Source organism: Streptomyces sp. NPDC001415 (genome assembly GCF_053597395.1).
Genome location: NZ_JBSFIE010000010.1, coordinates 177,299 through 198,545, shown reverse-complemented (window position 1 = coordinate 198,545; position 21,247 = coordinate 177,299). Strand labels below are relative to the sequence as shown.

The following is a 21,247-nucleotide window of genomic DNA, read 5'->3' as shown; positions in this document are numbered from 1 at the left end:
GCTTGCGGCCGGAGTGCGCGGTCAGAGCTTGCGCAGGGAGATCTTCTGGATCTTGTGGTCGGGGCCCTTGCGTACGACGAGCGTGGCCCGGCCGCGGGTGGGTGCCACGTTCTCCACCAGGTTGGGCCGGTTGATGGTGCGCCAGGTCGTCCGGGCGTAGTCGAGGGCCTCCTCCTCGGAGACCTGGGTGTACTTGCGGAAGTACGAGAACGGGTTCTGGAAGGCCGTCTCCCGCAGCTTGCGGAAGCGGTTGAGGTACCAGGTCTCGATGTCCTCGGTGCGCGCGTCCACGTACACGCTGAAGTCGAAGTAGTCCGCGAGGCCGACCCGGGTGCGGCCGTCCTGGCCGGGCAGGGCGGGCTGCAGGACGTTGAGGCCCTCCACGATCAGGATGTCGGGGCGGCGCACGACGAGCCGCTCGTCCGGCACGATGTCGTAGATCAGGTGCGAGTAGACGGGCGCGGTGACCTCGTCCTTGCCCGCCTTGATGTCGGCGACGAACCGGGTCAGGGCCCGGCGGTCGTACGACTCGGGGAAGCCCTTGCGCGACATCAGGCCGCGGCGCTGGAGCTCGGCCATCGGGTACAGGAAGCCGTCGGTGGTGACCAGCTCGACGCGGGGGTGCTCGGGCCAGCGGGCGAGCAGCGCCTGGAGGAGCCGCGCCACGGTCGACTTGCCGACCGCCACGGAACCGGCGACCCCTATGACGAACGGGGTGCCGTGCTGGGTGCCGTGCCCGTTGCCCGCGTCGCCCAGGAACGTGTTGAGGGTGCCGCGCAGATGGGCGGTGGCCTCCACGTACAGGTTGAGCAGCCGGGACAGCGGCAGATAGATGTCGCGCACTTCGTCGAGGTCGATGACGTCACCGAGCCCGCGCAGCCGCTCGACCTCCTCGGCGGTCAGCGGCAACGGCGTCTTGTCGCGCAGGGCGCTCCACTCTGCGCGGGTCAGGTCCACATAGGGAGTCGCCTCCGGCTTGCGGTGGGCGCTCCGTGGCGGCGAAGTGATCACGGGTCCATTGTTGCGGCTGTATGACGTGTGTGGGGGGTGGGGTGGGTCACTTGGCTCCCACCCCTCCGTCCTGAATCCGGACGGAACGGAGGGTATGGAGGCCTGACGGGTGGCGGGCCCGCTGGGGAGCCTGGGCGACGGGCCGTCAGGGCAGTGCCGCGCGGCGGCGCGTGGCGGGCTGCATGTTCTGCGCCACACCCGCGCCGCGACACTGCCGTAAGCGGGGGAGTCGCCGGTTCTCGTGGCAAGGTGGCTCGGTCATGAGGACCCGGCCTTCATGCCGCGAACGTACGCGAACGTAACCGCACGTGATGCCGGACTCGGGCAGTCGTGGCCTCGAAGCGCTCGATGCGTGGGTCGATGGGGAGTTGGGCTCCACACCGGCTCCCCAGAGGGTGTCAGGGGTGGTAAGTGACACCTTAAGTCGCTGGTCAGGCGGCCATGGAGGGGTTTCTATGTGCGGAATCGTGGGTTACGTAGGCGGGCAGTCGGCGCTGGACGTCGTCGTGGCGGGGCTCAAGCGGCTTGAGTACCGCGGATACGACTCGGCGGGCGTCGCGGTCCTCGCCGACGGCGGGCTCGCCGGGGCGAAGAAGGCCGGCAAGCTGGTCAATCTGGAGAAGGCGCTCCTGGAGGCGCCGCTGCCCACCGGGGCGACCGGCATCGGGCACACCCGGTGGGCCACGCACGGCGGGCCGACCGACGCGAACGCGCACCCGCACCTGGACAACGCCGGGCGGGTCGCCGTCGTGCACAACGGGATCATCGAGAACTTCGCCGCGCTGCGGGCCGAGCTCGCCGAGCGCGGCCACCAGCTGGCCTCCGAGACGGACACCGAGGTCGTGGCGCACCTCCTCGCCGAGTGCTACTCCTCCGCCGAGGACCTGGCGGAAGCGATGCGGCAGGTGTGCCGACGCCTTGAGGGCGCGTTCACGCTGGTCGCGGTGCACGCGGACGAGCCGGACGTCGTCGTGGGCGCGCGGCGCAACTCGCCCCTGGTGGTCGGGGTCGGCGAGGGGGAGGCGTTCCTCGCCTCCGACGTCGCCGCGTTCATCGCGCACACCCGCTCCGCGATCGAACTCGGCCAGGACCAGGTCGTCGAGCTGCGCCGGGACGGGGTCACCGTCACCGACTTCGACGGGGCGCCGGCCGAAACCCGGGCGTACCACGTCGACTGGGACGCCTCCGCCGCCGAGAAGGGCGGCTACGACTACTTCATGCTCAAGGAGATCGCCGAGCAGCCCAAGGCCGTCGCCGACACGCTGCTCGGCCGGATCGACGCGGTGGGCTCGCTCACCCTGGACGAACTGCGCATCCCCGACTCCGTACTGCGCGAGGTCGACAAGGTCGTCATCGTGGCGTGCGGGACGGCCTACCACGCGGGCATGATCGCGAAGCTGGCGATCGAGCACTGGACGCGGATCCCGTGCGAGACGGAGCTGGCCAGCGAGTTCCGCTACCGGGACCCGATCCTCGACCAGCGCACGCTCGTCATCGCCATCTCGCAGTCCGGCGAGACCATGGACACGCTGATGGCGCTGCGGCACGCCCGCGAGCAGGGTGCGAAGGTGCTCGCGATCTGCAACACCAACGGGTCGACGATCCCGCGCGAGTCGGACGCGGTCCTGTACACGCACGCGGGTCCCGAGGTCGCCGTCGCCTCGACGAAGGCCTTCCTCACCCAGTTGGTCGCCTGCTATCTGGTGGCTCTGTATCTCGGCCAGGTGCGCGGGACCAAGTGGGGCGACGAGATCCGGGCCGTCGTCCACGACCTCGCCGAGATCGCCTCCGAGGTCGACAAGGTCCTCGAAACCATGGAGCCCGTACGGGAGTTGGCGCGCTCGCTCGCCGACAAGAACACGGTGCTGTTCCTCGGCCGGCACGTCGGCTACCCGGTCGCCCTCGAAGGTGCGCTCAAGCTCAAGGAGCTGGCGTACATGCATGCCGAGGGGTTCGCGGCGGGGGAGCTGAAGCACGGGCCGATCGCGCTGATCGAGGAAGATCTGCCGGTTGTGGTCGTCGTTCCCTCGCCTCGCGGGCGTTCTGTTCTGCACGACAAGATCGTTTCCAATATCCAGGAGATCCGGGCGCGGGGGGCGCGCACGATCGTGATCGCGGAGGAGGGTGACGAGGCGGTCGTGCCGTACGCCGACCATCTGATCCGCATCCCGGTCACGCCCACGCTGCTCCAGCCGCTGGTGGCGACCGTGCCGCTCCAGGTCTTCGCGTGCGAGCTGGCCACGGCCCGGGGCAACGAGGTCGACCAGCCTCGCAACCTGGCCAAGTCCGTCACGGTGGAGTGAGCGCGTGATCATCGGGGTTGGGATCGATGTGGCCGAGATCGAGCGGTTCGACGCCGCTCTGCGGCGGACGCCCGCCATGGCCCAACGGCTGTTCGTCGACAGCGAGTTGATACTGCCGGACGGCGAGCGGCGCGGGATCGCCTCGCTGGCGGCCCGCTTCGCGGCGAAGGAGGCGCTCGCGAAGGCGCTGGGCGCGCCGGCGGGGCTGCTGTGGACGGACGCGGAGGTGTACGTGGAGGGGAGCGGGCAGCCGCGGCTCCGGGTGCGGGGGTCCGTCGCCGCGCGGGCGGCGGAGCTGGGGGTCCGGCACTGGCATGTCTCGCTCAGTCATGACGCGGGCGTCGCGTCCGCGGTGGTGATCGCGGAGGGGTGAGTTTCCCCGACCCGCCCCGCGGGCCACGCGGAGGAGCCGCGAATGTCACAGCGGGGCGGGCCGGGGTGGGGGAGAGTTGGAGGCATGCGTACTGCCTACGACGTCGACACCGTTCGGGCCGCCGAGAGCGAGCTCATGGCCCTCCTCCCGCCCGGCACGCTCATGCAGCGCGCCGCCGCCGGCCTCGCCGCGGCCTGCGCGGACATGCTGGGCCGGGTGTACGGCGCCAGGGTCGTGCTGCTCGTCGGCAGCGGGGACAACGGCGGCGACGCCCTGTACGCGGGGGCCCGCCTGGCCCGCCGGGGCGCGGGCGTCAGCGCGGTGCTGCTCGCCCCCGACCGCGCCCACCCCGAAGGCCTCGCCGCCCTGACCCGGGCCGGCGGCCGCATCGCCGACGACCCCTTCGAGGTACTGGCCGCCGCCGACCTCGTACTGGACGGCATCACCGGCATCGGAGGCCGTGGGGGGCTCCGCCCCGACGCGATCCCGCTCGCCCGGGCGGCCCGGGGGTCCAACGCCGTGGTCGTCGCCGTCGACCTCCCCAGCGGTGTGGACGCGGGCACCGGCGAGGTGCCCGGCGAGGCGCTGCGGGCGGACGCGACCGTCACGTTCGGGGCGTACAAGCCGGGACTGCTCATCGACCCGGCGCGCGAGTACGCGGGAGCCGTACGCCTCGTCCCGATCGGGCTCGACCTGCCGTCCGTCCCCGGCGTCGAGGCCCTCCAACACGCCGACGTCGCCGACCTGTTGCCCACTCCGGCCGCCGAGAGCGACAAGTACCGGCGGGGTGTCGTCGGGGTCGTCGCCGGTTCGGCCCGCTATCCCGGCGCGGCGGTCCTCGCCGTCGCGGGCGCGCTGAGGGGCGGGGCCGGTGCCGTGCGCTACGTCGGGCCCGGCGGCGACGCGGTCATCGCGCGCTTCCCCGAGACCCTGGTGTCGGACGGCTCCCCCGCGAAGGCCGGGCGGGTGCAGGCGTGGGTGGTCGGCCCCGGGCTGGGGGACGGTCCGGGCGTTGATGAGGTGCTCGGCTCGGACGTGCCGGTCCTGGTGGACGCGGACGGGCTGCGCGGTCTCGACCCCGACGCGGTACAGGCCCGCTCGGCGGCCACCCTGCTCACCCCGCACGCGGGCGAGGCGGCCGCGCTGCTCTGCGTCCCGCGCGAGAAGGTCGAGGCCGAGCGGCTGGCCTCGGCGCGCGAACTGGCCGTGCGGTACGGCGCGACCGTGCTCCTCAAGGGCTCGACCACGCTGGTCGCTGACGCGGACGGGCCCGTGCGGGTCAACCCGACCGGCACCCCGTGGCTGGCCACGGCGGGCAGCGGGGACGTGCTGTCGGGCCTGGCGGGCTCGCTGCTCGCGACGGGGCTGCGCGCGAGGGACGCCGCGTCGGTGGCGGCCTACCTTCACGGCTTGGCCGGGCGCCATGCCGCGCAGGGGGCGCCTGCGACTGCGTACGCGGTTGCTGAGGCGGTGCCGGGGGTTTGGCGGGACGTTGCCGCGTCGGCCGGGTGAGGAGGGGGCGCGTATCGCGGGAGGCGGGTCGGCGTGGTGCCCGCCGTGATGGGCGTACCTGTGCCCTGTGGTGCTGGGGCTCCGCCCCAGACCCCGTTGGCCCCGCCCCGCCCCTTCCCTGGACCCGCCGGGGGTGGGTGGATCGGCTGCGGCCCGGCGGTCGTCTCCTGGGGCTCTGCCCCAGACCCCGTTTGCGCCTTGAGGGCGCTCGTCCTCAAACGCCGGACGGGCCAGGAGTGGGCGGATGCCCATGGTTGTCTGACGGGCTGGAGGTGCGCGGCGGGCTGATGCCCGTGATCACCCGCTCGTCCGGGGGCCCGCATCGGCGCCCCCGCCGCCGGGTGACATCTGCCGCGCGGCTTCCGCGACACGCCCGGAGTGGGGGGTTCTCTGGGCGCATGAGCCAAGGACAAACCCGTAAAAAGCGGCAGAAACGTCAGAAATGGTGGGCTTGCGGGCTGGTGCTCGCGGCCGCTCTCGCGCTCGGGGCCGCCGCGCCCGACACCGGTGGCCCCCAGCCCCCGCCGCCCGGTCGGCCCGCCGCGCCCGTGCCTCCCGCGCCGGGCGGCACCGCCCCCGCGCCCCCCGGCCCGCCCGCCTCCGGCACCGCCCCCGCCGAGGCCCTCGTTCGCGGCGAGGTTCTCGATCCTCAGGCAGGGCCGCTCGACACCCCCGACCAGGCGCTGCCCCCGCTCGTCTACCAGCCCAGCGCCGCCGAGGACCGGCTTGAGCCGGTTGCCGCGCCCGAGGGGGCGTACCGGCTCGTCGAGTACGTACCGCGGAGCGAGGTCGCCGCCAAGCCGGGTAGCTGTACCGCCAAGTCCGGGCCCTATCAGCGGCAGGTCGAGCGGTGGCTCGGGCTCAAGGCGGACGGGCGGCAGTCATCCGCCGACTGTGCCGCGATCCGTAACTTCCAGCAGGCGCAGGGCATTTCGCCGACCATCGGGTTCGCGGGGCCGGTGACCTGGTCCCGGATGCAGTTCCTGTCCGCGCGCAAGAACCCCAACGCCGCGCGCAAGTGCCCCGTCAAGGCGAAGCGGGTCGCGTGCGTGGATCTGACGCGGCAGTTGATGTGGGTGCAGGACGGCCAGAAGGTGACCTTCGGGCCGGTGCCCATCCGCAGCGGGCGGGCTTCGCTTCCGACCCGGGCCGGGTGGCACAAGGTCTACTGGCGGCACAAGAACCACTGGTCGACGATCTACCACCAGTCCATGCCCTACGCCCAGTTCTTCGACGGCGGGCAGGCCTTCCACGCCATCTACCACAGCGTCTACACCTCGGTCGGCAGCCAGGGCTGTGTGAACCTCAGCCTCGGTGATGCGCGCAAACTGTGGGACGCCCTGCGCCAGGGCGACGGCGTCTATGTGTGGGGGCATCGGGACGGTACCTGAGCCTGTCCCGATCCCGCCGACGTGTGGGGGCACCGGGACGGCACCTGACCAAGCGCTTCCGCCGGTGTGTCCTGCGGCACAATCCGAGTCCCCGCGCGCTCTGAGAGACTTGGCGCGATGACCGCGATGACTCAGTACCCCGCCGGGCGCGCCCGCGCCGAGATCGACCTCGGTGCGCTGCGTGCCAACGTGCGCAGGCTGCGCGCCTGTTCGCCCGGCGCGCAGCTCATGGCCGTGGTGAAGGCGGACGCGTACGGGCACGGCGCGGTGCCGTGCGCCAGGGCTGCGCGGGAGGCGGGCGCCGCGTGGATCGGCACCGCGACGCCGGACGAGGCGCTGGCGCTGCGCGCGGCCGGCATCGAGGGCCCGATGATGTGCTGGCTGTGGACGCCGGGCGGCCCCTGGCGCGAGGCCATCGAGGCGGACATCGACGTCTCGGTCAGTGGCATGTGGGCGCTGCGGGAGGTCGTCGAGGCCGCTCGCGGCGCCGGACTCACCGCCAGGATCCAGCTCAAGGCCGACACCGGGCTCGGCCGCAACGGCTGCCAGCCCGCCGACTGGCCGGAACTCGTGCACGCGGCGCTCGCCGCCCCCGAGGTGACGGTCACCGGCCTGTGGTCGCACCTGGCCTGCGCCGACGAGCCCGGCCACTCCTCGATCGCGGCCCAGCTCTCGGTGTTCCAGGAGATGACGGCGTACGCGGAGAAGGCGGGCGTCACCCCCGAGGTGCGGCACATCGCCAACTCCCCGGCCACGCTCACCCTCCCCGAGTCCCACTTCGACCTCGTACGCACCGGCATCGCCATGTACGGCATCTCGCCGGCGCCGGAGCTCGGCACCGCGCGGGAGCTCGGGCTCCGCCCGGTCATGACGCTGTCGGCCTCGGTGGCCCTCGCCAAGCAGGTTCCGGCGGGTCACGGCGTCAGTTACGGGCATCACTACGTCACGAAGGGCGAGACCACCCTCGGCCTCGTCCCGCTCGGCTACGCCGACGGCATTCCGCGGCACGCCTCCGGGCGCGGTCCGGTTCTGGTGGGCGGGAAAGTGCGTACTGCGGCGGGCCGCATTGCCATGGACCAGTTCGTGGTCGACCTTGAGGGGGACAGGGTCGAGCCGGGCGACCGGGCCGTCCTTTTCGGGCCGGGCGACCACGGGGAACCGACGGTCGAGGACTGGGCGCGGGCGGCCGACACCATCGGCTACGAGATCGTGACGCGCATCGGTTCACGGGTGCCCCGCGTCTACGTGAATGAGTGTTCCGACGACGACGAGTAAGAGCGGAGCGGCACGGTGAGCGAGAGCAGCACGGGGGACGCCGTCGTATCCGCGGTCCAGGATGCCCAGTCGGCGGTGGGGAACTGGCGGCTGGCCGGGTTCGCGGGCGCCGCGATCGGCGTGGTCGCGGCGGGCGCCGCGGCGGGGGTCGCCATAGAGCGGCTCACCGTCGGGCGCGGGATGCGCAGGAAGGCGCGGCTCGCCCTTGACGCGTCCGGGCCCTACGGGTCTCTGCGGGGCATGCCCGGCAAGGCGGTCGCCGACGACGGCACCGTCCTCTACTACGAGACCGACGAGGTCGAGCCGGAGGCGGGCGCCAACGGCTCGCGCAAGCGCCGGCTGTTCGGGCGCAAGGTCCCGGCCCCGGTCACCGTGGTGTTCTCGCACGGCTACTGCCTCGGCCAGGACTCCTGGCACTTCCAGCGGGCCGCCCTGCGCGGAGTGCTGCGCACGGTGCACTGGGACCAGCGCAGCCACGGCCGCTCGGACCGCGGCAAGGCGCAGCGCGACGGCGTCCCCGTCGACATCGACCAGCTCGGCCGCGACCTGAAGGCCGTCATCGACGCGGCCGCGCCCGAGGGCCCGCTCGTCCTGGTCGGCCACTCCATGGGCGGCATGACGATCATGGCCCTGGCCGACCAGTACCCCGAACTGATCCGGGACCGCGTGGTCGGCGTCGCCTTCGTCGGTACGTCCTCGGGCAAGCTCGGCGAGGTCAACTACGGGCTTCCGGTGGCCGGGGTCAACGCGGTGCGGCGGGTGCTGCCCGGCGTGCTGAAGGCGCTGGGCTCGCAGGCCGAGCTGGTGGAGCGGGGGCGGCGGGCGACGGCCGACCTGTTTGCGGGCATGATCAAGCGCTACTCGTTCTCCTCCAAGGACGTCGACCCTGCGGTGGCCCGGTTCGCCGAGCGGATGATCGAGGGCACCCCGATCGACGTGGTCGCGGAGTTCTACCCGGCCTTCTCCGAGCACGACAAGACAGCGGCCCTGGCGATCTTCGCGGAGGTTCCCGTCCTGGTCCTGGCCGGTGACCGCGACCTGGTCACGCCCAGCTCGCACAGCGAGGCCATCGCCGATCTGCTGCCCGACGCCGAGCTGGTCATCGTGCCGGACGGAGGGCACCTGGTGATGCTGGAGCACCCCGAGACGGTCACCGACCGCCTCGCCGACCTCCTGGCCCGGGTCGGTGCGGTGCCGCAGGCCGCTAACGTTGGGACGTATGGAAGCACCGCACAGCAGCCCGGCGGCTGACGCCGGCACTCGCCTGACCCTCAACTCCCCTTCCGAAATGCAGGAGTTGGGCCACCGCATCGCCAAACTGCTCCGCCCCGGCGACCTCGTGATGCTCACCGGAGAGCTCGGCGCCGGCAAGACGACCCTCACCCGCGGCCTCGGCGAGGGCCTCGGCGTGCGCGGCGCCGTGACGTCCCCGACCTTCGTCATCGCCCGCGTCCACCCCTCGCTGGTCGGCGGGCCCGCCCTGGTGCACGTGGACGCGTACCGGCTCGGCGGCGGCCTCGACGAGATGGAGGACCTCGACCTCGACGTGTCGCTGCCCGAGTCCGTGGTGGTCGTCGAGTGGGGCGAGGGCAAGGTCGAGGAACTGTCCGACGACCGGCTCCAGGTCCTGATCGACCGCGTGGTGGGCGAGACCGACGACGACCGCAGGGTCGTCACGGTCACCGGGATCGGGCCCCGCTGGACCGGCGCCGGGGTCGAGAACCTCTGAGGCCGCGGCCGGGTACGGCTGGAGGGAGCAGTACATTCCGACAAGCCGTCGGCAAAGTGTTGCGCGGGCCGTACCGGGCATGGTCACATGGAGGAAGAGACCTGGTTAGGTCTACCTAACCGCGCCTTCTTCCGCAGCCTCAGGAGGCCGCCATGACCGTGCCGGAACGCGAAGCGAAGCCACAGGCCCCGCGGGGCGTCCCGGTGCCGCTCGGGGTGTCGATACACGATCTGCTCGCCTCGTGCGCCGCGGCCACCGCCGTGTCGACCCCGCCGCGCGAGAGCGCCCCGGCGGGCGACGAGGATGACGCGCGCAAGGACGCCGCGTAGTCCTATCGAGTGTTCTCGGATATGCGGCTCAGGTGTTCGTCGGGCTTGGCCCGGGCGTTACGGGACGACGACGACCTTCGAGTTGCGGGTCGCGAACGTCCACATCGCGTCGCCGTCCGCCCGCGTCATGCGGATCCCGCCGGCCTTCTTGTCCGTCTTGGGGCTCGTCATCGAGCCGTCCACCGCCGAGCTGAAGCCGATCGCCACGTTCTCGTTGCTGGCGAACCGCACGACGTGGTCGACGACCACCCCGTCCGAGCCGGTGATCTTGCCCCCGGTGCGCGAGAGCACGACGTACGTGCCGGGTTTCGGGCTGATGGTGGACGGTACGACCGCGAACGTCCTGGGCGTCTTCGTGACGCCCACCAGCCACACCCGCTTCGCGCCGAGCGCGTACACGACACGGACGCCCGTGCCGGAGTTCGCGGGCACCGCGAGGTCGGGCTTGTCGGCGGGGGACCCGGCGGGCGGCATGTTCGACGGCTGCACGGACGGGGAGGCGCTGGCGCCGGGCGCCGCGAGCTGGGCCCGCGGGGGCGCGCTCGCCGAGGCCTGGTAGGCGAGGAAGCCGACCACCGCGAGAGCGGCCGCGGTGAGCCCGGCCACGAATCCCGTGCTGCTCCTTGCCACCTGGGCTTCCCCTTTCGTACGTACGTGCATGTCTACGGTCATACCTGCGGCTGACGGTAGCAGCACGTGACGCTCAGGGCGGGACGCCGTGCCTCCGCCGCCTTGGTCGTAGGCTGTTCGCGTGCTCTTGCTCGCCGTTGATACCGCCACCCCCGCCGTCACCGTCGCCTTGCACGACGGCACCGCCGTCGTCGCCGAGTCCCGTCAGGTCGACGCCCGCAGGCACGGGGAGCTCCTGCTGCCCGCCGTCGACCGGGTGCTCGCCGAGGCGGGCCTGAAACTCGACGCCGTGACGGACCTGGTCGTCGGCGTCGGCCCCGGCCCCTACACCGGCCTGCGGGTCGGCCTGGTCACCGCCGCGACGTTCGGCTCGGTGCTCGGCGTCCCCGTCCACGGCCTGTGCACCCTGGACGGACTCGCCTACGCCTCCGGCATCGAAGGCCCCTTCGCGGTCGCCACGGACGCGCGCCGCAAGGAGGTCTACTGGGCCAGGTACGACGACTGCCGCACGCGGTCCGGCGAGCCCGGCGTCGACCGGCCCGCCGACATCGCGGACGAGCTGAGCGGCCTGCCCGTCGTCGGCGCGGGCGCCCTCCTCTACCCGGAGGCGTTCCCCGAGGCGCGCGGCCCCGAGCACCAGTCGGCGGGCGCGCTCGCGGCGCTCGCCGCGGAGAAGCTCGCCGCGGGCTCGGAGTTCCTGCCGCCGACACCCCTGTACCTGCGCCGCCCGGACGCACAGGTGCCCAAGAACTACAAGGTGGTCACCCCGAAGTGACGACCGGGGCCGTACTGCGCGAGATGCGCTGGTGGGACATCGCGCCCGTGCTCGAACTCGAACACGAGCTGTTCCCCGAGGACGCCTGGTCGGCGGGGATGTTCTGGTCCGAGCTCGCGCACGCGCGCGGGCCGGGCGCCACGCGCCACTACGTCGTCGCCGAGTCCTTCGAGAACGGGGAAGGGCGGCTCGTGGGCTACGCCGGCCTCGCCGCGGCGGGCGGGCTCGCCGACGTGCAGACCATCGCCGCCGCCCGCGACCAGTGGGGCACCGGGCTCGGCGCCCGCCTCCTGACCGATCTGCTCAAGCACGCCACCGCCTTCGAGTGCGACGAGGTCCTGCTCGAAGTGCGCGTGGACAACACCCGGGCCCAGAAGCTCTACGAGCGCTTCGGCTTCGAGCCCATCGGGTTCCGGCGCGGCTACTACCAGCCGGGCAACGTCGACGCGCTCGTGATGCGACTGACCGTCCAGGAACACGTCCAAGGAACAGAAGAGACTGACTGATGGCTGACGAACCGCTCGTACTGGGCATCGAGACCTCCTGCGACGAGACCGGCGTCGGCATCGTGCGCGGTACGACGCTGCTCGCCGATGCCATCGCCTCCAGCGTGGACACGCACGCCCGGTTCGGCGGCGTGGTCCCCGAGATCGCGTCCCGGGCCCACCTCGAAGCGATGGTGCCGACCATCGAGCGAGCCCTGAAGACCGCCGGCGTCTCCGCGCGGGACCTCGACGGCATCGCGGTCACCGCGGGCCCCGGCCTCGCGGGCGCGCTCCTTGTCGGCGTCTCGGCCGCCAAGGCGTACGCGTACGCCCTCAACAAGCCGCTGTACGGGGTCAACCACCTCGCCTCGCACATCTGCGTCGACCAGCTGGAGCACGGGCCGCTGCCCGAGCCGACGATGGCGCTGCTCGTCTCCGGCGGCCACTCCTCGCTGCTGCTCGCCCCCGACATCACCGCCGATGTCCGCCCCATGGGCGCCACCATCGACGACGCGGCGGGCGAGGCCTTCGACAAGATCGCCCGGGTGCTGAACCTCGGCTTCCCCGGCGGCCCGGTCATCGACCGGCTCGCCAAGGAGGGCGACCCGAAGGCGATCGCGTTCCCGCGCGGCCTGACCGGCTCGCGCGATCCGCTGTACGACTTCTCCTTCTCCGGCCTCAAGACCGCCGTGGCCCGCTGGATCGAGGCCAAGCGCAACGCGGGCGAGGAGGTCCCGGTCCGCGACGTCGCCGCGTCCTTCCAGGAGGCCGTGGTGGACGTGCTGACCCGCAAGGCCGTACGGGCCTGCAAGGACGAGGGCGTCGACCACCTGATGATCGGCGGCGGGGTCGCCGCCAACTCCCGGCTCCGCGCGCTCGCCCAGGAGCGCTGCGAGCGGGCCGGGATCCGGCTGCGGGTGCCGCGGCCCGGGCTGTGCACGGACAACGGCGCGATGGTCGCCGCGCTCGGCGCGGAGATGGTGGCCCGCAACCGGCCCGCCTCCGACCTGGAGCTCTCGGCGGACTCCTCGCTGCCGGTGACCGAACCGCACGTACCGGGCGAGGCGCGGGAACGGGGCGAGGCGCATTCCCACGGGCATGACCACGCCCACTCCCATGATCACGACCATGTGCACGAGGTCAGCAAGAAGAACCTGTACTCATGACCGTCGCGCTGATGTGGGAGGCCCGGGCCGCCGAGGGCCGCGGTGCCGAGCTGCTCGCCTGGGTGCGGGAGCAGCCCGTGGCCGGTTCGCCGCTGCGCCGCGAGGTCCTGCGAGCCCCCGGCGACCGGGTCCTCGTGATCACCTGGTGGGATGCGCCCTACGACGCCGAGCTGCCCGAACTCCCGGAGCCCGACGGGGAGTTGGTGGCCAGGCCGGTGCACCGCTGGCGCTTCGAGTCGGTCGGCTGAGCCGTCCGCCCGAGGCGGCATGTGTCGCCTTCTGATCGTTCAAGGCAACCTCGCAACCGTTTTCGGCATCCACCTAAGAGCAGGTGACGGCTGAAACGGACGGGTAATTGAACATGGGCTGGCTCGTGCGCAAGAAGGCGGTCGGCGCGGCCGTCTTCGGACTTCTGATGGTCGCGGGCTGCTCGTCGGGCGGCGGATCGGGCAGCACGCCCTCCGCGTCCGCGCCGTCCGCCAAGGGCAGCGGTACGGCGTCGGCGTCCCCGGGCGGAGGCGCGGCCGCGACCGAGGCCGCGTACCGCAAGTGGGGGCTCAAGCCGTTCGCCGCGCCGCCCGCACCCCCGGCCGAGAAGCCGGTGAAGGCGAAGCCGGGCGAGGTGCCGGTGGTGAGCGACATCCCCACCAAGGACAAGATCGTCTTCGTGACGTTCGACGACGGGGCCGAGAAGGACCCCAAGTTCGTCGAGATGATGAAGGACCTGAAGGTCCCCTTCACGATGTTCCTGACCGACGACATCATCCGCGGCGACTACGGGTACTTCAAACCGCTGCAGGAACTCGGCAACTCCATCGAGAACCACACCCTCTCGCACCCCAACCTGCGCACACTGGGCGAAGCCGCGCAGAAGAACGAGATATGCACTCAGCAGCAGAAGCTGGGCAAGGAGTACGGCAAGGCGCCCCGGCTCTTCCGGCCCCCGTACGGCAACTGGAACGAGAACACACGGACCGCCGCCAAGTCCTGCGACCTCCAGGCGATCGTGCTGTGGCGCGAGTCGATGCAGATCACGAACATGCAGTACCAGCGCGGTGACAAGAAGCTGCACCCCGGCGACATCATCCTGGCGCACTTCCGCGGCCCGAAGGAGCTCAAGGGCGCGTCCATGACGGAGATGACCGCGAACATGCTCCGCCACATCCAGGAGCAGGGCTTCACGGTGGCCCGCCTGGAGGACTACCTCTAGGGCGGGCGACGGGGGCGGGCGGCCGCTTCTCGTGCGGACGGCACAAAAAGAAGAAGGCAAGGAGTAATCACTCTCCCTGCCACTCTCAAGATATAGCGCACCGGGGGGCTTGCGGCAAGGCCCCCATCGTGCCGCACAATCTCTCGCCTAGGTCCCCTACCTGCGGAAACGGGAGATTCACTCAGTGCGTGTGCTGTACGGAGCTGATGGCATGGACCACCTGACCACGAGCGCCTTCGACCTTCCCGACCGCCTTTCCCTCAAGGCCGATCCGACGCTGATCGGCGACGACGAGCGGCACTTCGCCGCCATCGCGGAAAGCCTTGAGCAGACGATCGCCGAGCTGTCCGACCGCCTCGACACCCTGCGCAAGGCGCCCGGCGGCGTCGGCCGGGCCGTGATGGACCGGGACGTCGAGGTCCACCACGTGACCGCCCGCCTGCGCACGCTGCGCCGCTTCGGGCTTGACCTGTGCCTCGGCCGCATCGTCGGCGCCGAGGGCTCCGAGCCCCTCTACATCGGACGGCTCGGCCTCACCGACAGCGAGGGCCGCCGGCTGCTGCTCGACTGGCGTTCCCCCGCGGCCGAGCCGTTCTTCGCGGCCACCCACGCCGAGCCGATGGGCCTGGCGAGCCGCCGCCGCTACCGCTGGACCCGCGGCCGGATCAGCGACTACTGGGACGAGGTGTTCAGCGCCGACGGGCTCGAAGGGCACGCCGCCCTCGACGACCAGTCCGCCTTCATCGCGAGCCTCGGCACCAACCGCTCGGCCCGGATGCGCGACGTCCTGTCCACCATCCAGTCCGACCAGGACGCCATCATCCGGGCGGGATCGCGCGGAGCCCTCGTCGTCGACGGCGGCCCCGGTACGGGCAAGACCGTCGTCGCCCTGCACCGCTCCGCCTATCTGCTCTACTCCGACCCGCGCCTCGGCCACCGCCGCGGCGGAGTCCTGTTCGTCGGCCCGCACCGGCCCTACCTGGACTACGTCGCCGACGTCCTGCCCAGCCTCGGCGAGGAGGGCGTGCAGACCTGCATCCTGCGGGACCTCGTCACCGAAGGGGCCGCGGCCAAGGACGAGAGCGACCCGGACGTGGCCCGCCTGAAGTCGTCCGCCGACATGGTGAAGGCGATCGAGACGGCCGTCCGGTTCTACGAGGACCCGCCCACCCGGGACATGACGGTCACGACCCCCTGGTCCGACGTCCGGCTGACCGCCGACGACTGGGCCGAGGCGTTCGACGCGCCGGGACCGAGCACCCCGCACAACGAAGGGCGCGAGCTGGTTTGGGACGCGCTCGTCTCGATCCTGCTCGACAAGCACGACGGCGACGATGTCACGCCCGAGGAGTTCCGCGAAGTGCTGCTCCAGGACCGGGAGTTGGCCGAGACCCTCAACAGCGCGTGGCCGCTGCTTGACGCGGCCGACCTCGTCGGCGACCTGTGGTCGGTCCCCGCCTACCTGCGGATGTGCGCGCCCTGGCTCACCCCCGACGACGTACGCAAGCTGCGGCGCGCGGACGCCCATGCCTGGACGGTGTCCGACCTGCCGCTCCTGGACGCGGCACGGCTGCGGCTCGGCGACCGGGAGGCGGAACGGCGCAAGCGGCAGCACGACGCCGTGGTCGCCGCCGAACGCGAGCGCATGGCCGGCGTCATCGACGAGATCATCTCGGCCTCCAACTTCAACTCGGCCGGCGACGAGGCCGAAGGCGCGCTGCGCATGCTGCGCGGCAAGGACCTCCAGAACGCCCTGATCGACGAGAGCGCCCTGCCCACCGCCGAACCCGACCTCCTTGCCGGACCGTTCGCGCACATCGTGGTGGACGAGGCCCAGGAACTGACGGACGCGGAATGGCAGATGCTGCTCCTGCGCTGCCCCTCCCGCAGCTTCACCATCGTCGGCGACCGCGCGCAGGCCCGGCACGGCTTCACCGAGTCGTGGCAGGAACGCCTTGAGCGGATCGGGCTCGACCGCAGCGACGTGGCTTCCCTCAGCATCAACTACCGCACGCCACAAGAGGTCATGACGGAGGCCGAGCCGGTCATCCGGGCCGCGCTCCCGGACGCCAACGTGCCGACGTCCATCCGCAGCAGCGGCATCCCGGTGGTCCACGGATCCGTCACGCGGCTCGACTCGGTCCTGGACGACTGGCTCACCGAGCACGCCGACGGGATCGCCTGCGTCATCGGGGCCCCGGACTTCCGGGCCACGCCCCGAACCACGTCCCGGGTCCGGTCGTTGACGCCGGAGCTGTCGAAGGGGCTTGAGTTCGACCTGGTCGTGCTCGTCGACCCGGAGGGGTTCGGCGAGGGCATCGAGGGGGCGGTCGACCGCTATGTGGCGATGACCCGGGCGACGCAGCAGCTCGTCATCCTGACCAGCCGCTGAGGCCGACCAGCTCCTGAGGCCGACCAGCCCCTGAGGTCCTGGCTCCCGAGGCCCTGAGGTCGTCAAAAAAATCCCGGCGGATTTCCGGGGCGGTGTCGATCGCGCCGCCTCCCGTTCGACGTATGAGTGAGAGGCGGGGAATCCCTCCCCGCCCCGCACGGAATCCGTAGAAACGGAGACGGCCATGCCGCGCTACCTGACGATCGTCCGCCTCGACGAGAACAACACCCCCGCGGGCGGCCCCAGCCCCGAGCTCATGGAGCGGATGGGCGACCTGATCGGCGAGATGACCAAGGCCGGGGTCCTGCTCGACACCGCCGGGCTCACCCCCTCGGCCGAGGGCACCCGGGTCCGCTGGAACGGCGGCCAACTGACCGTCACCGACGGCCCGTTCACCGAGTCCAAGGAGGTCGTGGGCGGTTACGCGATCATCCAGGCCAAGGACAGGGCGGAGGCGATCGAGTGGACCAAGCGTTTCCTGCGGATCCACGAGAAGGAGTGGGACGTCACCTCGGAGGTGCGGGAGATCGCCGAGGGTTAGGCCTCCTCGCTCCCCTGCGGCCGGGGCTTCGGCCCCGGCCCCCTCGGGAGGTGTTCCGGGAAATGTTGCCGCCCGATGGCCGCAGTGATCTGCTGGTACGGCCGGGCCGCGAGGAGGCGGCGGCTTCCCGGGCCGTACGGCGTGAGAAGACGGCGATTCTCCGGGCCGTACGGCGATGAGTTTCGCGCGCGGGGCCGGTCTACCTGTTGATGCCGCCCGTAGGGGGCCAGGCAACGCCAAGGAGGCCAAGGATGTCCGCGAAGATCACGCAGAAGATCATCACCTTCCTCTGGTTCGACAACCAGGCCGAGGAAGCCGCCAACCACTACGTCTCGATCTTCGGCGGCGACTCGAAGATCGTGGGGATCACCCACTACACCGCGTCGGCGCCGGGCGAGCCGGGCTCGGTCATGACGGTCGACTTCCAGCTCGCGGGGCAGAGGTTCACCGCCCTCAACGGCGGCCCGCAGTTCTCCTTCACGGAGGCGATCTCGCTCTCGGTGGCCTGCGAGAACCAGGAGGAGATCGACCGGTTCTGGACGCGGCTCAGCGACGGCGGCGAAGAAGGACCCTGCGGCTGGCTGAAGGACAAGTACGGCCTGTCCTGGCAGATCGTCCCCGCCGAACTCCCCGAGCTGCTCGGCCGGGACGCGGAGAAGTCCGACCGGGTCATGGGAGCCGTCATGGGCATGAAGAAGCTCGACCTCCAGGCGCTGCGGGACGCGTGACGCGATCTCACGCACCACTCGTTCGTACGGCCTGGAGGGGCGTCCTGCCGGCCGAGACCCCCGGCCGGACCTGCTTCACCCGCGGTTTACGCTGAGGGCGGCGCGGGTGCGGGGCCCGTGCAGGGAGGGGATCATGAACGGGCTCAGCACGCGGATCGCCGGGGTGGTCATGCCCGGGGGGCGGGCCTGCGAGGCCGCGCGGACGGTGTGTGCCGAGTATGCCGACGAGGCGCTGTACCACCATTCCGTACGGTCCTACGTCTTCGGTGCCGCGTACGCGCGCGAGCGTCAACTCTCGTTCGACGCCGAGCTGTTGTACGTCTCCGCGCTGCTGCACGACCTCGCGCTGACCTCGCCCTTCGACAGTCACACCCTGCCCTTCGAGGAGGCCGGCGGGCACCTCGCCCGGGTGTTCACGGCCGGGCTCGGCTGGGACGTGGCGCGGCGGGACCGGGCGGCCGAGATCATCGTGCTGCACATGCGGGACGACGTGTCCGCCGAGCAGGACGTGGAAAGCCACCTCCTCCAGATCGGCACGACCGCCGACGTGTCGGGCGGCACCCTGGACGCGTTCGGCCCGGAGTTCAGGGCCGGTCTGCTGCGCAGCCACCCGAGGGCGGGTTTCGGCGAGGCCTTCGTCGGGCTGTTCCGGGACCAGGCGGCGCGCAAGCCGGCCTGCGCGGCGGCCGCTCTGGTGGCCGGCGACTGGCCGGCTCGCGTCGCGGCGAACCCGCTCGAACGCGGGTGAGAGCCTGCGTCCAAAGGCTGATCGGTGGACTGCGTACCGGCCAACTGTTGGACACATGAGGCGGGGTGGGGTCCGGCCCGGAGGGCGCCCCCGCTAATCTCTGGCGCATGTCGCCCCGTTCGCCGCTTCCGCCCTCGCCGCCCCCGGCCGAGATACGCGCCTGGCCCGACCGCAACGCGCTGCTCGCCGACCGGGCGCGGGTCCTGGAGACGCTGGTCAAGGGGTATCTGGGGGTCGGGCGGCTCGGGCTGCACTGGCTGTGGGCGGCGCTCTTCGCGCTCGGCTGGTCGCTGGTCGGCACCGCGCTCACCTCGCTGACCGACGTCCTCACCGCGATCGTCGGCGGGGTGTTCCTGCTGCTCGGCCTCGGCGTGATGATCCCGACCGGGCTCGCCGTCGGGTTCGGGCTGCGCAAGGACCGCCGGATCCATGAACTCCTGCGCCAATGGGGCGAGTTGGACCGCGACCCCGTACTCGACCGGAACCTGCGCAGGCCCGGCCTGAGCCTCGCCTGGCTGGTTCCCTCGGTGCTGCTGTGTGCGGGCGGCCTCGCCCTCTGCCTGGTGCTGCCCGCGACCGCCGACCCGGGCCACGACACGTACGCCCTCGTCGTCTACGGCATGGGGCTCGGCCTCATCTGCTGGCTGACCGGGCTGGTCGGCGTCGTGAAGGCGTCCGCTCACCGGCGCTGGGTGCTGCGGTCCCTGGCCCCAGGAACAGGGCGCTGAACCCGGGCCTATCCTTGGGGTGCCGCAGCGCGATGCGGTGACACATCCCGGGGGAAGGACGGTCGCAATGGCCTGGTACTGGTGGATTCTGATCGTTTTCTGGATGGGCGGGTTCGGCTGGGCGATCGACAATGCCCGGACCGCGTTGCGCACCCGGCACGAGCGCAAGATGGAGCGGCTTGAGGCGGCCAAGCAGGAACGTCTCGCCGTGGAGGCCGCGCACAAGCCACCGGAGCCGGTGTGCGGGTGCACGCACCACTTGGCCAAGCACGACAAGGCCGGTAAGTGCCATGAGCGGGTCGAAGTTCCGGTCGCCTGGGACGAGAGCAAGAAGCCGCTGCGGTTCGAATCGGCCCAGTGCAACTGCCAGCAGTATGTGGGGCCCCAGCCCCTGTCCCAGGTCTACGCGGACGAACTGACCGACCTCGGCTAGGCGCTCCGCCGGGGGTGCGGATGTTTGAGCGCGGGCCGGCTCGGGGCTGGTCGCGCAGTTCCCCGCGCCCCTAGCAGGGTTGATCCTGGGGCCGAGCATTCCCAGCCTGTCCGGCGTTTAAGGACGAGCGCCCTTCAGGCGCGAACGGGGTTTGGGGCGGAGCCCCAATGAACAACCTTTGCCCCCACCACCCCCGGAGGGTTTAGGGAAGGGGCGGGGCGGGGCGCGGTACAGGCTTGCCGATCAGCATCGTCGGGGCACCCGACACCCGCGTCAGGAACACCGTCGCCGCATGGGGCCCCTGGGGCTTCACCTTGCGCCGCACCTCCTCCGGCTCCACCGCCGAGCCGCGCTTCTTCACCGTCAGGACGCCCACCCCCCGCTCCCGCAACAACGCCTTCAACTTCTTCATGTTGAACGGGAGTTGGTCGGTGATCTCGTACGCCGAGGTGTACGGGGACGCGTACGGCTCGTCGCTCGTCACGTACGCGATCGTCTCGTCGATCAGACGGCCCCCGCACCGCTCGACGATCTCGGCGACCAGGTGCGCGCGGATGACCGCGCCGTCCGGCTCGTACAGGTAGCGGCCGACCGGGCCCACCGGCGGCGCCGGGAGCGGGGCCGCGGTCCACAGCGCGGCGGCCGCGGGCAGCACGGTGGCGCGGAAGGCGCCCGGGGTCACGCCGGTGCCGAACCACAGCACCGCTTCCTTCACGTCGCCGGCGTCCGAGATCCACTCCGCCTCGGCCTGCGGCGGGATCGCCTCGTGCGGGATGCCGGGGGCGATCTTCAGCGCGGCGAAGGGCGCCTTGAGCGCCGCTGAAATCGCCCACGACAGGGGTGGCGAGTACGCCTCCGGGTCGAAAATGCGGCCCCGGCCGCCGCGACGCGCCGGGTCGACGAAGACCGCGTCGTACGGCGTCGTATCGATCTCCGTCACATCCGCGCAGCGCACCTCGATCAGGTCCGCGAGGCCCAGCGCCTCCGCGTTGGCGCGGGCCACCGCCGCCGTCAGCGGGTCGCGGTCGACCGCCAGGACCGAGATCCCGGCCCGCGCGAGGGCGAGCCCGTCGCCGCCGATGCCGCAGCACAGGTCCGCCACGCTCCGTACGCCACGGGATGCGAAGACGTCCGCGCGGTGGGCGGCGACCGACGTGCGGGTCGACTGCTCGACGCCGTTCGGCGTGAAGAACATCCGGTGCGCGTCGGCCGCGCCGAACTTCGCCACCGCCCGCTGCCGCAGCCGCGCCTGCCCGAGCGCCGCCGACACCAGGCCCGCGTCGTGCTCGCGGCGCAGCCGTGTGGCGACCGCCAGCTCCTGGGACGGGTCGTACTCCCGCAGTGATGCGAGCAGGGCGCGGCCCTCGTCGGTGAGCAGGAGGGAGAAGGTGTCGAGGTCGTTCACCCCGCCATTGTCGTCCAGCCGCCGCGCCGCTGTGGGCCAGGCGGGCGATGGTGCGCCCGTGACGGCGGTGTCGTACGGGCCGC

At 71.9% G+C, this 21,247-nt stretch carries 22 protein-coding genes; 19 read left to right on the top strand and 3 right to left on the bottom strand.

The window, feature by feature from the left end:
* Nucleotides 1–21: 21 nt before the first annotated feature.
* Nucleotides 22–1,011 (bottom strand): type I pantothenate kinase, encoded by a 990-nt coding sequence (gene coaA, locus ACWC2B_RS16535; protein WP_450717150.1) that lies wholly within the window; start codon nucleotides 1,009–1,011, stop codon nucleotides 22–24.
* Between the two features lie 455 nt (nucleotides 1,012–1,466).
* Here coaA and glmS point away from each other — a divergent pair, with 455 nt between their 5' ends.
* From glmS to ACWC2B_RS16495, 8 genes are all read left to right on the top strand, one after another.
* Nucleotides 1,467–3,314, top strand: a complete 1,848-nt coding sequence (glmS, locus tag ACWC2B_RS16530; RefSeq protein ID WP_450717149.1) for a glutamine--fructose-6-phosphate transaminase (isomerizing) — start codon at nucleotides 1,467–1,469, stop codon at nucleotides 3,312–3,314.
* Nucleotides 3,315–3,318: 4 nt separating this feature from the next.
* Nucleotides 3,319–3,687: a holo-ACP synthase gene (locus ACWC2B_RS16525; protein ID WP_450717148.1), complete on the top strand. Its 369-nt coding sequence runs from the start codon at nucleotides 3,319–3,321 to the stop codon at nucleotides 3,685–3,687.
* 84 nt (nucleotides 3,688–3,771) lie between these two features.
* Entirely contained in the window at nucleotides 3,772–5,199 is a 1,428-nt protein-coding gene (locus ACWC2B_RS16520) for an NAD(P)H-hydrate dehydratase (protein ID WP_450717147.1), read from the top strand.
* Between the two features lie 398 nt (nucleotides 5,200–5,597).
* On the top strand, nucleotides 5,598–6,590 hold the full coding sequence (locus ACWC2B_RS16515; RefSeq protein ID WP_450717146.1) for a L,D-transpeptidase family protein: 993 nt from the start codon (nucleotides 5,598–5,600) through the stop codon (nucleotides 6,588–6,590).
* 126 nt (nucleotides 6,591–6,716) lie between these two features.
* Entirely contained in the window at nucleotides 6,717–7,865 is a 1,149-nt protein-coding gene (alr, locus tag ACWC2B_RS16510) for an alanine racemase (RefSeq protein ID WP_450717215.1), read from the top strand.
* A 15-nt stretch (nucleotides 7,866–7,880) separates the two neighbouring features.
* On the top strand, nucleotides 7,881–9,116 hold the full coding sequence (locus ACWC2B_RS16505; protein ID WP_450717145.1) for an alpha/beta fold hydrolase: 1,236 nt from the start codon (nucleotides 7,881–7,883) through the stop codon (nucleotides 9,114–9,116).
* Entirely contained in the window at nucleotides 9,085–9,594 is a 510-nt protein-coding gene (gene tsaE, locus ACWC2B_RS16500) for a tRNA (adenosine(37)-N6)-threonylcarbamoyltransferase complex ATPase subunit type 1 TsaE (RefSeq protein WP_450717144.1), read from the top strand. Before ACWC2B_RS16505 ends, tsaE begins: the two co-directional genes overlap by 32 nt.
* Nucleotides 9,595–9,746: 152 nt before the next feature.
* Nucleotides 9,747–9,923: a hypothetical protein gene (locus tag ACWC2B_RS16495; protein ID WP_450717143.1), complete on the top strand. Its 177-nt coding sequence runs from the start codon at nucleotides 9,747–9,749 to the stop codon at nucleotides 9,921–9,923.
* Between the two features lie 57 nt (nucleotides 9,924–9,980).
* Here ACWC2B_RS16495 and ACWC2B_RS16490 read toward each other — a convergent pair whose 3' ends face one another.
* The gene (locus ACWC2B_RS16490) at nucleotides 9,981–10,529 is read right to left on the bottom strand and encodes a hypothetical protein (protein ID WP_450717214.1); all 549 of its coding nucleotides are present in this window, start codon (nucleotides 10,527–10,529) and stop codon (nucleotides 9,981–9,983) included.
* Nucleotides 10,530–10,674: 145 nt separating this feature from the next.
* Here ACWC2B_RS16490 and tsaB point away from each other — a divergent pair, with 145 nt between their 5' ends.
* The 11 genes from tsaB to ACWC2B_RS16435 all read left to right on the top strand — a co-directional run bounded on the left by tsaB (nucleotide 10,675) and on the right by ACWC2B_RS16435 (nucleotide 19,759).
* Nucleotides 10,675–11,328, top strand: coding sequence for a tRNA (adenosine(37)-N6)-threonylcarbamoyltransferase complex dimerization subunit type 1 TsaB (gene tsaB, locus ACWC2B_RS16485; RefSeq protein ID WP_450717142.1), 654 nt, complete (start codon nucleotides 10,675–10,677; stop codon nucleotides 11,326–11,328).
* A gap of 23 nt (nucleotides 11,329–11,351) precedes the next feature.
* A complete protein-coding gene (rimI, locus tag ACWC2B_RS16480) occupies nucleotides 11,352–11,834 on the top strand; it encodes a ribosomal protein S18-alanine N-acetyltransferase (protein WP_450717213.1) in 483 nt (160 codons plus the stop codon).
* The gene (gene tsaD / locus ACWC2B_RS16475; protein ID WP_450717212.1) at nucleotides 11,831–12,979 is read left to right on the top strand and encodes a tRNA (adenosine(37)-N6)-threonylcarbamoyltransferase complex transferase subunit TsaD; all 1,149 of its coding nucleotides are present in this window, start codon (nucleotides 11,831–11,833) and stop codon (nucleotides 12,977–12,979) included. The genes rimI and tsaD overlap by 4 nt, the downstream gene beginning before the upstream one ends.
* The gene (locus tag ACWC2B_RS16470; protein ID WP_450717141.1) at nucleotides 12,976–13,227 is read left to right on the top strand and encodes a hypothetical protein; all 252 of its coding nucleotides are present in this window, start codon (nucleotides 12,976–12,978) and stop codon (nucleotides 13,225–13,227) included. The genes tsaD and ACWC2B_RS16470 overlap by 4 nt, the downstream gene beginning before the upstream one ends.
* A gap of 113 nt (nucleotides 13,228–13,340) precedes the next feature.
* Complete coding sequence (locus tag ACWC2B_RS16465) at nucleotides 13,341–14,189, top strand: polysaccharide deacetylase family protein (protein ID WP_450717140.1); 849 nt, start codon at nucleotides 13,341–13,343, stop codon at nucleotides 14,187–14,189.
* Nucleotides 14,190–14,400: 211 nt separating this feature from the next.
* Nucleotides 14,401–16,581 (top strand): RNA polymerase recycling motor ATPase HelR, encoded by a 2,181-nt coding sequence (gene helR, locus ACWC2B_RS16460; protein ID WP_450717139.1) that lies wholly within the window; start codon nucleotides 14,401–14,403, stop codon nucleotides 16,579–16,581.
* Nucleotides 16,582–16,765: 184 nt separating this feature from the next.
* Nucleotides 16,766–17,122, top strand: coding sequence for a YciI family protein (locus ACWC2B_RS16455; RefSeq protein ID WP_450717138.1), 357 nt, complete (start codon nucleotides 16,766–16,768; stop codon nucleotides 17,120–17,122).
* Between the two features lie 251 nt (nucleotides 17,123–17,373).
* Nucleotides 17,374–17,850 (top strand): VOC family protein, encoded by a 477-nt coding sequence (locus tag ACWC2B_RS16450; RefSeq protein ID WP_450717137.1) that lies wholly within the window; start codon nucleotides 17,374–17,376, stop codon nucleotides 17,848–17,850.
* A 133-nt stretch (nucleotides 17,851–17,983) separates the two neighbouring features.
* Entirely contained in the window at nucleotides 17,984–18,598 is a 615-nt protein-coding gene (locus tag ACWC2B_RS16445; protein ID WP_450717136.1) for an HD domain-containing protein, read from the top strand.
* A gap of 107 nt (nucleotides 18,599–18,705) precedes the next feature.
* The gene (locus tag ACWC2B_RS16440) at nucleotides 18,706–19,326 is read left to right on the top strand and encodes a hypothetical protein (protein WP_450717135.1); all 621 of its coding nucleotides are present in this window, start codon (nucleotides 18,706–18,708) and stop codon (nucleotides 19,324–19,326) included.
* Nucleotides 19,327–19,393: 67 nt separating this feature from the next.
* Nucleotides 19,394–19,759 carry a hypothetical protein gene (locus tag ACWC2B_RS16435; protein WP_450717134.1) on the top strand — a complete coding sequence of 122 codons (366 nt, stop codon included), beginning with the start codon at nucleotides 19,394–19,396 and terminating at the stop codon, nucleotides 19,757–19,759.
* A 202-nt stretch (nucleotides 19,760–19,961) separates the two neighbouring features.
* Here ACWC2B_RS16435 and ACWC2B_RS16430 read toward each other — a convergent pair whose 3' ends face one another.
* The gene (locus tag ACWC2B_RS16430; RefSeq protein WP_450717133.1) at nucleotides 19,962–21,164 is read right to left on the bottom strand and encodes a class I SAM-dependent methyltransferase; all 1,203 of its coding nucleotides are present in this window, start codon (nucleotides 21,162–21,164) and stop codon (nucleotides 19,962–19,964) included.
* Nucleotides 21,165–21,247: the final 83 nt, after the last annotated feature.